This is a genomic window from Streptomyces sp. NPDC051218 (assembly GCF_044455475.1).
In the GTDB taxonomy this organism is placed as follows: domain Bacteria; phylum Actinomycetota; class Actinomycetes; order Streptomycetales; family Streptomycetaceae; genus Streptomyces.
The window spans coordinates 150224-165432 of the sequence record NZ_JBITEU010000010.1 but is presented as its reverse complement, the minus strand read 5'-3'; the positions used below and the strand labels follow the sequence as shown (position 1 = coordinate 165432).

The 15209-nt window shown below is 70.5% G+C and carries 12 protein-coding genes; 4 read left to right on the top strand and 8 right to left on the bottom strand.

Translation table 11 applies throughout. From position 1 onward, the window contains the following. Window positions 1-20 precede the first annotated feature (20 nt). The gene (locus ACIBCK_RS28735) at window positions 21-1124 is read right to left on the bottom strand and encodes a helix-turn-helix transcriptional regulator (protein WP_399394872.1); all 1104 of its coding nucleotides are present in this window, start codon (window positions 1122-1124) and stop codon (window positions 21-23) included. Window position 1125: 1 nt separating this feature from the next. Beyond that, window positions 1126-2091 (bottom strand): DUF4097 family beta strand repeat-containing protein, encoded by a 966-nt coding sequence (locus tag ACIBCK_RS28730; protein WP_399394870.1) that lies wholly within the window; start codon window positions 2089-2091, stop codon window positions 1126-1128. Between the two features lie 139 nt (window positions 2092-2230). Between ACIBCK_RS28730 and ACIBCK_RS28725 the strand changes: the two genes are divergently transcribed. Then, a complete protein-coding gene (locus ACIBCK_RS28725; RefSeq protein ID WP_399394868.1) occupies window positions 2231-3070 on the top strand; it encodes a hypothetical protein in 840 nt (279 codons plus the stop codon). Window positions 3071-3099: 29 nt separating this feature from the next. Here ACIBCK_RS28725 and ACIBCK_RS28720 read toward each other — a convergent pair whose 3' ends face one another. After that, the gene (locus ACIBCK_RS28720) at window positions 3100-3705 is read right to left on the bottom strand and encodes a TetR/AcrR family transcriptional regulator (protein WP_399394866.1); all 606 of its coding nucleotides are present in this window, start codon (window positions 3703-3705) and stop codon (window positions 3100-3102) included. 105 nt (window positions 3706-3810) lie between these two features. On the opposite strand from ACIBCK_RS28720, the gene ACIBCK_RS28715 reads away from it, so the two are divergent. Beyond that, window positions 3811-4716: a TIGR03620 family F420-dependent LLM class oxidoreductase gene (locus tag ACIBCK_RS28715; RefSeq protein WP_399394865.1), complete on the top strand. Its 906-nt coding sequence runs from the start codon at window positions 3811-3813 to the stop codon at window positions 4714-4716. Between the two features lie 17 nt (window positions 4717-4733). On the opposite strand, the gene ACIBCK_RS28710 is transcribed toward ACIBCK_RS28715, so the two are convergent. The 5 genes from ACIBCK_RS28710 to ACIBCK_RS28690 all read right to left on the bottom strand — a co-directional run bounded on the left by ACIBCK_RS28710 (window position 4734) and on the right by ACIBCK_RS28690 (window position 11733). Next, on the bottom strand, window positions 4734-4916 hold the full coding sequence (locus ACIBCK_RS28710) for a DUF6104 family protein (RefSeq protein WP_003961784.1): 183 nt from the start codon (window positions 4914-4916) through the stop codon (window positions 4734-4736). A gap of 147 nt (window positions 4917-5063) precedes the next feature. Beyond that, window positions 5064-8864 carry a multifunctional oxoglutarate decarboxylase/oxoglutarate dehydrogenase thiamine pyrophosphate-binding subunit/dihydrolipoyllysine-residue succinyltransferase subunit gene (locus ACIBCK_RS28705; protein ID WP_399394863.1) on the bottom strand — a complete coding sequence of 1267 codons (3801 nt, stop codon included), beginning with the start codon at window positions 8862-8864 and terminating at the stop codon, window positions 5064-5066. A gap of 259 nt (window positions 8865-9123) precedes the next feature. Next, window positions 9124-10209, bottom strand: a complete 1086-nt coding sequence (locus ACIBCK_RS28700) for a sensor histidine kinase (RefSeq protein WP_399394861.1) — start codon at window positions 10207-10209, stop codon at window positions 9124-9126. A gap of 13 nt (window positions 10210-10222) precedes the next feature. Further along, the gene (locus tag ACIBCK_RS28695) at window positions 10223-10963 is read right to left on the bottom strand and encodes a response regulator transcription factor (RefSeq protein ID WP_399394859.1); all 741 of its coding nucleotides are present in this window, start codon (window positions 10961-10963) and stop codon (window positions 10223-10225) included. Window positions 10964-11028: 65 nt separating this feature from the next. Continuing rightward, entirely contained in the window at window positions 11029-11733 is a 705-nt protein-coding gene (locus tag ACIBCK_RS28690) for a spermidine synthase (protein WP_399394858.1), read from the bottom strand. 164 nt (window positions 11734-11897) lie between these two features. On the opposite strand from ACIBCK_RS28690, the gene ACIBCK_RS28685 reads away from it, so the two are divergent. Together ACIBCK_RS28685 and lon are read left to right on the top strand one after the other, a co-directional pair. Then, complete coding sequence (locus ACIBCK_RS28685) at window positions 11898-12650, top strand: rhomboid-like protein (protein ID WP_399394857.1); 753 nt, start codon at window positions 11898-11900, stop codon at window positions 12648-12650. A 117-nt stretch (window positions 12651-12767) separates the two neighbouring features. Continuing rightward, the gene (lon, locus tag ACIBCK_RS28680; RefSeq protein ID WP_399394855.1) at window positions 12768-15191 is read left to right on the top strand and encodes an endopeptidase La; all 2424 of its coding nucleotides are present in this window, start codon (window positions 12768-12770) and stop codon (window positions 15189-15191) included. The last annotated feature ends 18 nt before the right edge of the window (window positions 15192-15209 follow it).

Here is a 15209-nt window from a genome sequence, read left to right as displayed (position 1 = left end):
GACCAGCGTGGCCGCCCAGGTCAGTCCTTCGGTGTGCGCAGGGTCGCGGCGATGTGTGCGGCAGCCGACGACAAATGGCGGCGGGCGTCGCGCAGTTGATCCTCCGTCACGCCGTGGTCCCGGGCCGCGTCACGGATGTCGTCACGGAAACGATCCAGGAGCCGGTCCAGATCCCGTGACGGATGACCGGTGGTGTCCTCCTGGGCCCACTCCGGGACGTACTCCGTGGGGACCACGTCCTTGGGGGCGGACGTGAACTTGGGCTCCTCGGCGGTGGATCGCGGCCCCTTGCGGCCGAAGTCCTTGCCCAGGTCCTTGCCGAACTCGCCGAACTCCTTGGCCAGTTCCGTCAGGCCCTCGCGCACCCCCGTCGGCCAGTCGCCCCGCGCGAAGTGGTCCTGCACCTGGTCCTGGACGCGCCGTGCGATGCGCTGCACCTCCTCCTGCGCCTGGGCGCGCGCGGTCTCCTGCGCGGCCTCGGCCTGGCGGCGGGCGCGCTGGGCCTCCTCGCGTGCCCTGCGGCTCTCGTCCTTCGCCCGCCGGGCCTGTTCCTTCCACTCCTGCTTGGCGCGCTTGAACTCCTCCTTGGCCTGCCGCCAGCCTTCGTTGTCGCCCCAGGAGCCGTCGAAGAAGTCCGAGGGATCGGGGAAGGGCTTGCCGGAGCTTGAGCTTGAGCGCGGGCCGGTTCGGGAGCTGGTGCCGGTGCTGCTCGTGCCCTCGGGCCCGCCGCCCGAAGCGCGCGCCTCCCTGGCCGCCTCCCGCATCTCACGGCGGAGCTCACCGGCCGCGCCCCGCACGCCGTCCCGGATCTCGGCGGCGAGCTCGACGACGGAGTCGCGGATCTCCAGCTCCAGATCGGCCAGCTCACCGCTGCGGTCGGCCAGTTCGGCGCGGCCCGCGTCCGTGATGGCGTACACCTTGCGGCCGCCCTCCGTGGTGTGTGTGACCAGGCCCTCGGCCTCCAGCTTCGCCAGGCGCGGGTAGACCGTGCCGGCCGAAGGTGCGTACAGCCCCTGGAAGCGCTCCTCCAAGAGGCGGATCACCTCATAGCCGTGGCGCGGCGCCTCGTCGAGGAGCTTGAGCAGGTACAGGCGCAGTCGGCCGTGGGCGAACACGGGGGCCATCTCAGAGCACCTTCTTGTCGGTCGGGGCGGCGTCGTCGGCCGGGGAAGTGTCGGTCGGGCGCGACGGGTCCGTCGAGTCCGCGGAGTCCGTCGGGTCCGTGGAGTCCGTCGGGTCCGTCGCGGGTGTGGCCGGCGGGGCCTCGTCCGACAGATCCTCCTCCGTCGGTGGCCTGCGCAGCAGCGCGATGGACCCCGAGACCGTCGTGGCCTTGAGCTTTCCGCTGCCCGAGCCCAGCCGGCCGGTGATCTTCTTCGCCCCCCACTGGCCGCTGACCCGCAGATCCTCGAACGCGGTGGACACCGAGCCGCTCGCGGTGTTCGCCTCGACATCGGCGTCCGTCGGATGCGGCAGCCGTATCGCGATCTCGCCCGAGATGCTCTTCAGGCCGACGTCGGTCGGGCCGCCCGCCGGGTCGAGGTCCACGATCATCGAGCCGCTCACCGAATCGGCCCGAATGGAGGAGCCCGCGCCCTCGAAGACCGTCAGGTCGCCGGAGACCGAGTTGAACCGCAGGTCGCCGGTGATGCCCTGTGCCTCCACGCTGCCCGAGACCGTGTGGGCGCGCACCCGGCCCGAGAGACCGACGAGGGTCGTGTCGCCGGTGACACCCTTGACCTCCGTGCTCCCCTCGATCCCCGAGACCACGGCGCCCGCCCCGATCACGCCCACCTCGACACGGGTGCCCGCGGGGACGGCCAGGGAGACCACGGCACTGCGGCGCCAGCCCTTGCCGTCGAGCCACTTGAGGAAGCCCTGCCAGGGCAGGTCGTCATACGCGACGGTCAGGGTGCCGTCGGCCTGCGTGACGGTCAAGGGCGGCCCCTCGATCTCGGAGACCTCGAGCCGGGCGGAAACTTCGTCGGTGCCCACGACGTTCACTGTTCCGTTGACCACGCGCACACGGAGGGTCTCCACGGGGGCGTCGAACGTGAGCTTCTGGGACTCGGCGACGGACCACTCTGACATCGGGCTGACCTCCTCGGGCGGGCGGGGCGGAACGCGCCATATCGCGTCTCTCGAATACACGATATATCGTGGTTACGGAAAGTCAAGACACCTTCGCTTCTCTGCGCTGAATGCGCCGATTTGACCTAGCGTGGGGCCCATGTCGTCCGAAGCTTTCGAGCACGCCGCCGCCGGTGCGCTGCTGCTCTGCCGGGCCGAACCCGACGTGGTCGAGCCCGCCGCCCGCCTGCTGCGCGAACAGATGCTGCTCGCCCCCGCGGGCGCCGAGTGGAGCGTGCTCGTGCCCGAGGGCAAGCCCTGGGCGCACGGTGGCGAGCCGGTGGACCGGGTGCTCACCGGCTGGGCCACCGCGCTCGCCGTCGGGTCGAACTGGCCGGTGCTCGCGCTGTGGTGGGACGCCGACCGCTCGGGCTGCACCCTGGCGGCAGGCTTCCGGCGCACCGTCGAGTACGTATGGCTCGCGAACGGGACGCCCGTAGGCGAGGACGAGGCCCTGCGCACCTTCGCCACACGCCTCGGCCTCGACCCGGTCCTGGACATGCAGTCCCTGGAGGCCTTGGGACGCCCCGACACGGAGTCCGACGCCCGCGCGCGGCTACTGGGCCTGCTCGCCGTCCTCGCGCGGGCAGGCGTGACGCTCCCGTCCGGCCTCGGCCCCGGTGAACCAGCGGACCGGCTGTGCGCGGTGGCGCGAGTGGCGCCGGGGGTACGGGAGGTCGAGTGGGCCGGGTGGCGGGACGCGGTGCGGGCGGAACTCGACGTGGTGGAGCAGGGCCCGCTCGGACCGTGGCTACGAGGCCCCCGGGCCCGCGCGCTGGCCGTGGCGCAGATGGCCACCGCGCTACCGCTCCTGGTCTGGGCCGCACGACAACGCAGCGGCGGCTGGGCCACCGCGGGAACGCTCCTACTGGTCCACGGCTCGCTGGGCCTCGCGTACGACAGGGTGCGGGCGGCGGAGGCGGGGGCCGGGCAGGGCTGACGGTCCTCGCCCCCCGTTGCGGACGGGCGCTAGCCGCGCGTGTGGATCGCGTCCAAGGCGAGGGCCAGCAGGCGGTCCGGCTGGCCGGGGTCCGTCGTGCTGCCCGGGGTCGACAGGGCGATTCCCACCACCAGTTGGACCATGTCGGCGGGGAGCAGGTCCTCGCGGGCCGTGCCCTCGGTCTGTGCTCGGGTCAGCAGGCTCGTCGCCGTGTCGCGGATGCGCTGATGGCAGTCGAAGCCCAGGCCGTCCGGGGCCTCCAGCTCTTCGACCATCAAGGCACTGCCCAGGCCGTGATGCACGCGCGCGTGTGCCAGAAACGCGCGGAGCCAGTCGTCCAGCGCTTCGTCCGCGCAGTGCGTGGAGTCGGTCGCGATGAGTTCCTCCGCGCGGCCGCACAGTGCGTCGATGCGGTCCTTGAGCACCGCGGTCAGGAGAGCGGCACGGCTGGGGAAGTGGCGGTAGAGCGTGCCGGGTCCCACGCCCGACCGGCGGGCGATCTCGTTGAGGGAGACCTCCGGTCCCGCCTCGGCGTACGCCTCACGCGCCGCCGCCACGATCCGTTCGCGGTTGCGGAGCGCGTCCGCGCGGGGCTGCCGCGCAGCCCCGGTCGCGGCCCGGGTGCCGTCGGTCATGAGCCGTCCTCTCGCCGGGGTGGGTAGCTATCTGGAGAAGTTCTCCGTATCGTAGCCGAGCAGTATCCGGAGAGGTTCTCCGGAACGGTCGGTGGGGAGCATGGGATGACCGGTCCGCTGGGACGCATGGGGATCTGGACCTTCGACTTCGACGGGCAGCCCGCCGGGCGCGTACGGGAAGCCGCCGCGGAGATCGAGGAGTTGGGGTATGGGGCGCTCTGGTACGGGGAGGCGTTCGGGCGTGACGCGGTGGGACAGGCCTGGCTGCTGCTCGGGGCGACCCGGCGCATGGTCGTCGCGTCCGGCATCGCCAACATCGCCTTTCGGGAGCCGCTCGCCATGGCCACCGCCGAGCGCACGCTGGGCGAGGCTTTCCCCGGGCGGTATCTGCTGGGGCTCGGCGGCCACCGGGTCGACGAGAGCGTCCCCGAGGTGAACGGCTTCCCCATCCCCACGCGCGGCAAGGCCCTGACGACCATGCGCCGCTACCTCGACGCCATGGACGCCGCCCCCGCCCAAGGTCCCGTACCCGACCCCGCCCCGCGCCGGGTGCTCGCCGCCCTCGGCCCGAAGATGCTGGGGCTCGCGGCGGAACGCACCTCGGGCGCCCACCCGTACTTCGTGACCGTCGAGCACACCGCCCTCGCACGCAAGATCATGGGGCCGGACGCGTTCCTGGGCGTCGAGCAGGCCGTCGTACTGGACACCGATGTGGCGCGGGCACGCGAGGTGGCGGCCGCGCACGTCGCGGGCTATGTGGCCAACGCGCCCCATCAGGCCGCGAACGTACGGCGGATGGGGTTCGGCGAGGAGGACACCGAGGGCGGGCCGAGCCGCCGTCTGGTGGACGCGATCGTCGCGTACGGAGACGTCGACGCGCTCCACGCGCGCGTGGAGGAACACTTCGCGGCAGGCGCCGACCACGTCTGCGTACAGGTGCTGACAGGTGAACCGGGAGAGCTGCCGCTGCCCCAGTGGCGCGAGCTGGCCCCGGCACTCGTGGGCGGGTGACGCGGCCGTGACGCTGCCTACTCGTCCTCGTCCTCGTCGTCCAGACGGGCCAGCCACGTCGCCAGGCGTTCGACCGGGACCTCGAAGTCGGGGTTGAGGTCCACGAAGGTGCGGAGCTGTTCGGCGAGCCACTCGAAGGTGACTTCCTCCTCGCCGCGCCGCTTCTCCAGTTCCTCGATGCCACGGTCGGTGAAGTACAAGACAGGCTCCGCGATTCAAGAACGACTGACGGTCGATGTGTGCTGGACGGACGTCCAGGATAAGCCGGTACGCCGGTGGGCCCGGCCCCGGGTGACAAGCACTCGGGGCCGGGCCCACCGGCGTACGGACTGTTCAGCTGTTCAGGCTCACGCCTCGAAGACCTCGCGAAGGAGCTGCTCCTGCTCCTGCTCGTGGCGCTTCTTCGAGCCGACCGCCGGGGACGAGCCGTGCGGCCGCGAGATGCGGCGCAGGCGCTCGCCGTGCGGGATGTCCGCGCCGACCGCCAGGTCCAGGTGGTCGATGAGGTTGAGGGCGATGAAGGGCCACGCGCCCTGGTTCGCCGGCTCCTCCTGCGCCCACAGGTACTTCTCGGCGTTCGGGTACTTGGCGATCTCCGCCTGGAGCTCCGCACCCGGCAGCGGGTACAGACGCTCGATGCGGATGATCGCGGTGCCCGTGTCGCCGCGCTTCTTCCGCTCGGCCTCGAGGTCGTAGTACAGCTTGCCGGCGCAGAAGACGACCTTGCGGACCGCCGACGCCTCGACCGTGTCGTCGCCGATGACCGGGCGGAAGCCACCCGTCGTGAACTCCTCCGTCTTCGAGGCCGCCGCCTTGAGGCGCAGCATCGACTTCGGGGTGAAGACCACCAGCGGCTTGTGGTGCGGGTTGTGCACCTGCCACCGCAGGAGGTGGAAGTAGTTCGACGGGAGGGTCGGCATCGCGACCGTCATGTTGTTCTGCGCGCACAGCTGGAGGAAGCGCTCGATGCGGGCGGAACTGTGGTCCGGGCCCTGGCCCTCGTAGCCGTGCGGAAGCAGCAGCGTGACGCCGGAGTGCTGGTTCCACTTCTGCTCGGCGGCCGAGATGTACTCGTCCACCACCGTCTGCGCGCCGTTGACGAAGTCACCGAACTGCGCTTCCCACATGACGAGGGACTCGGGACGGGCCAGCGAGTAGCCGTACTCGAAGCCCATGACCGCGTACTCGGAGAGCAGCGAGTCGTACACGTTGTAGCGCGCCTGGTCCTCGGAGAGGTACAGGAGCGGCGTGAAGTCCTCGCCCGTCTCACGGTCGATGAGGACCGCGTGGCGCTGACCGAACGTGCCACGACGCGAGTCCTGGCCCGAGAGACGCACCGGGGTGCCCTCAAGAAGGAGCGAACCGATGGCGAGGGTCTCGCCCATGCCCCAGTCGATCGTGTCTTCCTCGACCATCGACGCGCGGCGCTGCAGCTGCGGCAGTAGACGCGGGTGGACGGTGACCCGGTCGGGGATGTTGACCTGGGACTCGGCGATCCGCTTGACGACTTCCTGGGTGATCGACGTGTCGACGTTCACCGGGAACTCGGCCTCCGGGGCCGGGACCTCGGCCTCGGCGGGCTGCGAGATGGCCTCGCGGACCTCCGTGAAGACCTTCTCCAGCTGCCCCTGGAAGTCCTGGAGCGCCTGCTCGGCCTCTTCCAGGGTGATGTCGCCGCGACCGATGAGCGACTCGGTGTAGAGCTTGCGCACCGAGCGCTTCTTGTCGATCAGGTCGTACATCAGCGGCTGCGTGAACGCCGGGTTGTCCGACTCGTTGTGACCGCGGCGGCGGTAGCAGATGAGGTCGATCACGACGTCCTTGTTGAACGCCTGACGGAACTCGAACGCGAGCCGCGCGATGCGCACGACGGCCTCGGGGTCGTCGCCGTTCACGTGGAAGATCGGCGCCTCGATCATGCGGGCCACGTCCGTGGCGTACATGGATGAGCGCGACGACTCCGGGGCGGCGGTGAAGCCGACCTGGTTGTTGATGACGATGTGGACCGTGCCACCGGTGCGGTAACCCCGCAGCTGCGACATGTTCAGCGTCTCGGCGACCACACCCTGGCCCGCGAAGGCCGCGTCACCGTGCAGGGCGACCGGCAGGACCGTGAAGTCCGTGCCGCCCTTGTTGATGATGTCCTGCTTGGCGCGGACGATGCCCTCGATGATCGGGTCGACCGTCTCCAGGTGGGACGGGTTCGCCGCGAGCGAGACGTTGATCTGCTCGCCGTCCAGGCCGGTGAAGGTGCCCTCGGCGCCCAGGTGGTACTTCACGTCGCCGGAGCCGTGCATGGACTTGGGGTCCATGTTGCCCTCGAACTCGCGGAAGATCTGGGCGTACGACTTGCCCACGATGTTCGCGAGGACGTTCAGGCGGCCGCGGTGGGCCATGCCGATGACGACCTCGTCCAGGCGCGACTCGGCGGCGCTGTCGATGACGGCGTCGAGCAGCGGGATGACGGACTCGCCGCCCTCCAGGGAGAAGCGCTTCTGGCCGACGTACTTCGTCTGGAGGAACGTCTCGAAGGCCTCGGCGGCGTTCAGGCGGCGCAGGATGCGCAGCTGCTCCTCGCGCTCGGGCTTCGTGGCGTGGGTGCGCTCGATGCGGTCCTGGAGCCACTTGCGCTGCTTCGGGTCCTGGATGTGCATGAACTCGATGCCGGTGGTGCGGCAGTACGAGTCGCGCAGGACGCCGAGGACGTCGCGCAGCTTCATCATCGACTTGCCGGCGAAGCCGCCGACCGCGAACTCGCGCTCCAGGTCCCACAGGGTGAGGCCGTGCTCGGTGATGTCCAGGTCGGGGTGCTTGCGCTGCTTGTACTCCAGCGGGTCCGTGTCGGCCATGACGTGGCCGCGGACGCGGTAGGAGTGGATCAGCTCGAAGACGCGGGCGGCCTTCGTGACGTCGTCGTCGTGCGAGGCGTCGATGTCCTTGAGCCAGCGGACCGGCTCGTACGGGATGCGCAGCGCCTTGAAGATCTCGTCGTAGAAGTCGTTCTCGCCGAGGAGCAGGTTCGCGACGATGCGCAGGAACTCGCCGGAGGCGGCGCCCTGGATCACCCGGTGGTCGTAGGTCGACGTGAGCGTCATGACCTTCGAGATGCCGAGCTTGTTCAGGGTGTCCTGGGAGGTGCCCTGGAACTCCGCGGGGTAGTCCATCGAGCCGACGCCCATGATGACCGACTGTCCGGGCATCAGGCGGGGGACCGAGTGGACGGTGCCGAGGCCACCGGGGTTGGTCAGCGAGACCGTGACGCCGGTGAAGTCGTCCATGCCGAGCTTGCCGTCGCGAGCGCGGCGGACGATGTCCTCGTAGGCCTGCCAGAACTCGAAGAAGTTCAGCGTCTCGGCCTTCTTGATGCCCGCGACGACCAGCTGGCGGTCGCCGTTCGGCTTCACGAGGTCGATGGCGAGGCCGAAGTTCACGTGCTCCGGCTTGACCAGCGTCGGCTTGCCGTCCTTCTGCACGAAGGAGTAGTTCATCGACGGCATGGCCTTGATGGCCTGCACCATCGCGTACCCGATGAGGTGCGTGAAGGAGATCTTCCCGCCGCGGGCGCGCTTGAGGTGGTTGTTGATGACGATGCGGTTGTCGAAGAGCAGCTTCACCGGGACCGCGCGGACCGACGTCGCCGTCGGGACCTCCACGGAGGCGTTCATGTTCTTCGCAACGGCGGCGGCGGGGCCGCGCAGCGTCACGTACTCGGGTCCTGCCGGGGCCGTTTCAGCAGGGGCCGCGGGCTCCGCCTTGGCGGCGGGCTTCGCGGCGGCGGGCTTGGCGGCGGGGGCCGGAGCGGCTGCCGCGGGCTTCGCAGCCGGGGCTGCGGGCGCGGCGGACGCGGGCTTCGCCGGAGCGGCCGGAGCGGCTGCGGCAGGAGCTGCGGGGGACGTGGTGGCCGCAGCCCCCGCGGCTGCGTCACCCGCCGGCTTGGCCGGGGCGGCGGCAGGTGAGCTGCCCGCTCCTGGCTTGTAGTCGGCGAAGAAGTCCCACCAGGCTCGGTCGACCGAATTCGGGTCCTGGAGGTACTGCTGATAGATCTCGTCGACGAGCCACTCATTGGGACCGAAGGCAGCAGCAGGGCTCTTGCCTTGCCCGTCTTGGTCGGTCGAGATGCTCGAGCTACTGGGGGACTGTGACGACACGGCGGTAACCGCCCTCTTCCGCTTCACAAGGTGATGGACAGCGGGAATCAAGGCTACGCCTCCATCGCCGCCAGGTGCAGGCCGGGCCCGTCATCCGTCGCGTAAGTCACATCGGGCGGATGGTTTCGGCGGCGTAAATGGCGGGAAACAAGCGAGGTTCCGGAACGCAGGAGGGCCGCGCGGGCCGTGCCCTGCGCGGTGGCGTCACCCGGGCGCGCTTCCGATGCGCCCGCGAATCGCTTCCGTTTCGAACCCTACGTCAACTTCGCACTTCGGGCAGGCCCGGAAGAGTGACCTGGATGCGGCAGCCGCGAGGGGATTCAGCCACCCCGATGTGCCCGCCGTGCAGATCGACCGCCCAGCGCGCGATGGCGAGCCCGAGCCCGGTGCCGCCGTCGCTGCCGGGGCCCGACGGAGGCGTGTTGGCGTGGCTGCCGCGGTTGAAGCGCTCGAAGACCCGGTGCCACTCCGACTTCGGGATGCCGGGGCCCTCGTCGAGGACCTCCAGGTCCAGTGACTCGGGGTAGAGGCCGCGCCGGGCGCGTACGGTGACGCGGCCGTGCGGCGGGCTGTGCTTGACCGCGTTGTCGATGAGGTTGGCCACGACCTGGTGCAGCCGCTCGGCGTCCGCGTGCGCGGTCAGCTCGGGCGGCGTGACGTCCAGGTGCAGATGCACGTCCGTGCGCGTGTGGCTGCCGGAGCCGGACGCGATGCCCGCGCGCGCGGAGGCCACCATGTTGGCCTCCTTCAGGACGCCCGACAGGTAGGGCCACACCTCGAAGCGGCGGGCGTGCAGCGGTACGACGCCGTTGTCCAGGCGGGAGAGGTCGAGCAGCGTCTCCACGAGCCGCCCGAGCCGCTCCGTCTGCTTCAGGGCCGTACGCATGGTCTCCGGGTCGGCGGCGGAGACCCCGTCGACGACGTTCTCCAGGACCGCGCGCAGCGCCGCGATGGGGGTGCGCAGTTCGTGCGAGACGTTGGCGACCAGCTCCTTGCGCTGCTGGTCCTGGGCCTCCAGGTCGTCCGCCATGCGGTTGATCGTGGTGGCCACGTCGCCCAGCTCGTCGCGGCGGTCGGCGCCGCGCACCCGGCGCGTGTAGTCGCCGTGCGAGACGGCACGCGCCACGGAGTTCATCTCGTCCAGGGGCGCGGTGAGGCTGTGCGCCACGAACTGCGTGATCAGCAGCGTGGCGATCACCGAGAAGACGGTGATGAAGCGCAGCTCCGTCTCCGTCTTCATCGCCACCATCAGCAGACCCGTGGTGATGAAGACCGAGACGACCACCAGGGTGCCGAGCTTGGTCTTGATGGAGAACGGCCGCAGCCCGCCGAAGGGACCTGTCATCGGAGCGGTCACCTCAGGGGGTCGGGGTCTCCAGGGCGTACCCGACGCCGTGCACCGTACGGATCCGCTCGGCGCCGATCTTCCGGCGCAGCGCCTTGATGTGGCTGTCGACGGTCCGGGTGCCCGACGCGTCCGCCCAGTCCCACACCTCGGCGAGCAGCTGCTCGCGGGAGAGGACCGCACGCGGTGTGTTGGCCAGGCAGACGAGGAGGTCGAACTCCGTCGGCGTCAGATGGACGTCCTCGCTGCGGACCCTGACGCGCCGCTGGGCGTGGTCGATCTCCAGCTCGCCGAGCCGCAGGATGCCGCTGCGCGGGGTGGTCGCGGCCAGGGCGGCCCGCTCGACCCTGCGCAGCAGGACGTGCACGCGGGCCGCGAGCTCCCGCATGGAGAACGGCTTGGTCATGTAGTCGTCGGCGCCGACGCCCAGCCCGACCAGCATGTCCGTCTCGTCGTCGCGCGCCGTCAGCATGAGGACCGGGACCGGCCGCTGGGCCTGCACCCGGCGGCACACTTCAAGCCCGTCGAAGCCCGGCAGCATGATGTCCAGGATCAGCAGATCGGGCTGCCAGGCCTGCGCGGTGTCGACCGCCGAAGGACCGTCCATCGCCGTTTGCACTACGAAACCCTCGGCGCGTAGCCGGGCGGCGATGGCGTCGACGATCGTCGAGTCGTCCTCGACCACCAGAACCCGGCGCTGGGCGCCTGGCATTGCCGCCGTCGCACCGTTGTGGGAGGTGTGTGTCTGCTCCATCGCCCGCCCCTGACACTGATCGCTTGTGTTCGACCAGCAGGGTACGGGTCGCGAAGGCACCTCGGCTACGCAGCGCTTACGCCGAGATGAACCACGTCGGGTACGCCTCGGGCAACGGGGATCTCTTCCGTCCGTACCGACTGGAATCCGGCATTCCGTAGAGCGAAGTCGAAAGCGGACGAGGGCTGGGCCGACCACACGGCGAGCACTCCACCGGGCTTGAGGCGGGCCTGACAGGCAGCCAGACCGGCAGCCGAATAGAGGGAGTTGTTGTCCTCCGTCACCGTCCAGTCCGGACCGTTGTCGATGTCGAGACAGAGCGCGTCGTACGTCCTCGGGGCGCCGCCGAGGGCGTCGGTGCCGAAGATGTGCGCCACCAGGTCTGTGTGCAGAATCTCGGTGCGCGGATCGGCCAGCGCGGCGCCCGAGAGCTCGGCCAGCGGGGCGTCCACGCCTGAGCAGTGCCAGTCGATGACGGCCTGCTCGCGCTCCACGACCGTGATGCGGCCCCAGCGCGGATCGGCCGCCGCGTGGGCGAGGGAGAAGCCGACGCCCAGACCGCCGATGAGCAGGTCCGGCTCCCCGGGGTCGCCGAGCGCGCCGTACGCCGCGTCGACGAGCAGCCGCTCCGAGCGGCCGTCCGAAGTGTCCATCAGGAAGCAGCCGTTGGCGATGATCTGCAGGAGCGCACCATGGCGCCGCAGGACGACTTCTCCGTACGGGCCCTCACGCCTGTCGATGACGACGGGGGCGGTGGTGTGGGGGTGCATGGCGGTCAGGGTATGACCGGTGGAGGTGCGGTTCGAGGGGGACGCGAGGACGGCCTTTCGGGTTGCTGTGATTTGCGTCTCACGTGTCCTGGGCCGTGGCACGGGTCATAGACACTGCCGGAAAGATCGGCAAAGGGTGGACATGACGGAAGGAGCGTCTCACCTTGGACCTGAGCGTGTCGGCTGCCCCCGCGGCGCCCGAGGAGACGGCCCCGCCCACCCTGGACGGCATCCCGCGACAACGGGAGCGCGCACCCGAGGCGATGACCCCCGAGATGCCGGCGCCCGGTCGGCGCCAGCGGGTCGCCGGTCTGTGGCGCGTCCTGCCGACCCCCACGGGCACGCCCTTCACGTTCACCTATGCCGCGGTCCTCGCCGTCACGTCGCTCCTGGCCTCGTACGCGGACCCGTCCCTCGTCTCCGCACTGCACCGGCACTCCAGCACGGATGTCGCGCACCTGGCGCAGGAGCCGCTGCTCGTCCTGGTGGCCAGCGCGCTCTGGATCGCGGGCGGCATCGCGTCGCCGTACGCGATCGGCTTCCTGCTCGTCCTGACGGCTCTGGAGCGCCGCATCGGGGCGTTGCGGACGGCGGGTGTCTTCCTGCTCGGCCATGTCGTGGCCACCCTCGCGACCGAGGTTCCGGTCGGCCTCTCCGTCCTCGCGGGTCATCTGCCCGACAGCTCACTGCACCGCCTGGACTACGGCATCAGCTTCGGTGTCGCGGCGAGCGTCGGCGCGCTGGCGGGGCTCTTCCGGCCGTGGCTGCGGTGGCTGGTGCTCGCCGGGTTCGGCGGAATGCTGATCGACGACCTGATCGCGTTCACGGACCCGATGACGAATTGGGGCCACCTGCTCGCGCTGTCGATCGGCGTCGCCACGTGGCCACTGGTGCGGCGGTGGCGCCGGTCCGCCTGACGGGCCCCGCGCGCACGTGTCGAAGTGATCGCTCACAGCGAACATCCCTTGGGGAACATTCAAGGACTCACGAGCATTGAGTCCACATAGCTCAACTTGAATGCCGAAGGGGAGATCATGACTACTGAGTCCGCCGAGTCGAAGCCGTCCACACCGCTGACACTGCCCGTGCTGCCGCTCGACGACGAGGTTGTCCTGCCCGGCATGGTGGTTCCGTTCGACCTGTCCGACACCGAGGTGCGCGCCGCGGTCGAGGCGGCGCAGGCCGCCGCCCGTTCCGATGGGAGCAGCAAGCCGCAGGTCCTTCTTGTTCCGCGCATCGACGGGACGTACGCAGCGACCGGCGTCCTGGGCACCGTCGAGCAGGTCGGCCGCCTCTCCGACGGTGACCCCGGCGCCCTGATCCGCGGCCGTGGCCGCGTGCGCATCGGCGCCGGCACGACCGGGCCGGGCGCCGCGCTCTGGGTGGAGGGCGTCAAGGTCGACGAGACCGTGCCCGACCCCCTCCCCGGAGCGGTTGCCGAACTGGTCAAGGAGTACAAGGCGCTCGCCACCAGCTGGCTCAAGAAGCGCGGCGCCTGGCAGGTCGTGGACCGCGTCACGCAGATCGACGACGTCTCCGCGCTCGCCGACAACTCCGGATACTCCCCTTTCCTCTCCACCGATCAGAAGATCGAGCTCCTGGAGACCGGTGACCCGGTCGCCCGCCTCAAGCTCGCCACCGAGCAGCTGCGCGACCACCTCGCCGAGCAGGATGTCGCCGAGTCCATCGCCAAGGACGTCCAGGAAGGCGTCGACAAGCAGCAGCGCGAGTTCCTGCTGCGGCGCCAGCTCGACGCGGTGCGCAAGGAGCTGCGCGAGATCAACGGCGAGCAGGACGGAGAGGAGTCCGACGACTACCGCACCCGCGTCGAGGCCGCCGACCTCCCCGAGAACGTACGGGAGGCCGCCCTCAAGGAGGTCGACAAGCTGGAGCGGTCCAGCGACCAGTCGCCCGAGGGCTCCTGGATCAGGACCTGGCTCGACACCGTCCTCGAACTGCCCTGGAACGAACGCACCGAGGACGAGTACGACATCAAGGGCGCCCAGGAGATCCTGGACGCCGAGCACGCGGGCCTTCAGGACGTGAAGGAGCGCATCACCGAGTACCTCGCGGTGCGCAAGCGGCGCTCCGACCGCGGCCTCGGGGTCGTCGGCGGCCGCCGGGGTGGTGCTGTGCTCGCCCTGGTCGGGCCGCCCGGCGTCGGAAAGACCAGCCTCGGCGAGTCCGTCGCGCACGCCATGGGCCGCAAGTTCGTGCGGGTCGCGCTCGGCGGCGTACGCGACGAGGCGGAGATCCGCGGACACCGGCGTACGTACGTCGGGGCGCTGCCCGGCCGGATCGTGCGGGCCATCAAGGAGGCCGGGTCCATGAACCCGGTCGTGCTCCTCGACGAGATCGACAAGGTGGGCTCCGACTTCCGGGGCGACCCGGCCGCCGCCCTCCTCGAAGTCCTCGACCCGGCGCAGAACCACACCTTCCGCGACCACTACCTGGAGGTCGAGCTCGACCTGAGCGACGTGGTGTTCCTGGCGACGGCGAACGTCCTCGAATCCATCCCCGAGGCCCTGCTGGACCGCATGGAGCTGGTCAGGCTCGACGGGTACACCGAGGACGAGAAGGTCGTCATCGCCCGTGACCACCTGCTCCCCCGCCAGCTGGAGCGCGCGGGCCTGGAGACGGACGAGGTGACCCTGGACGAGAGCGCGCTGCGCAAGCTCGCGGGGGAGTACACCCGGGAAGCGGGCGTACGGAATCTGGAGCGGTCCGTGGCGCGGCTGCTCCGCAAGGTCGCGGCGCAGCACGAACTGGGCGAGCGGGAGCTGCCGTTCACCGTCGGCGACGACGATCTGCGCGGCCTCATCGGGCGCCCGCACCACGTGCCCGAGTCGGCGCAGGACCCGGCCGAGCGGCGCACGGCGGTGCCGGGTGTGGCGACCGGGCTCGCGGTCACCGGCGCGGGCGGCGACGTCCTGTTCGTCGAGGCGTCGCTGGCCGACCCGGAGACGGGTGCGGCGGGACTGACCCTGACCGGTCAGCTCGGTGACGTGATGAAGGAGTCCGCGCAGATCGCGCTCTCCTTCCTGCGCTCGCGCGGCGCCGAACTGGAGCTGCCCGTCGCCGACCTGAAGGAACGCGGCGTGCACATCCACTTCCCGGCGGGCGCGGTCCCCAAGGACGGGCCGAGCGCGGGCGTCACCATGACGACCGCCCTCGCGTCGCTGCTCAGCGGCCGACTCGTCCGTACGGATGTGGCCATGACCGGCGAGGTGTCGCTGACCGGGCGCGTCCTGCCGATCGGCGGCGTCAAGCAGAAGCTGCTCGCCGCGCATCGCGCCGGGATCACCACGGTGATCATCCCGAAGCGGAACGAGGCCGACCTGGACGACGTCCCCGAGGAGATCCTGCAGAAGCTGGACGTGCACCCGGTGACGGACGTCCGTCAGGTGCTCGAACTGGCCCTGACGGAGGCCGAGGTGAGGGTTCCGGCCGCCGCGTGACGGAGGAGGCCGGTATGC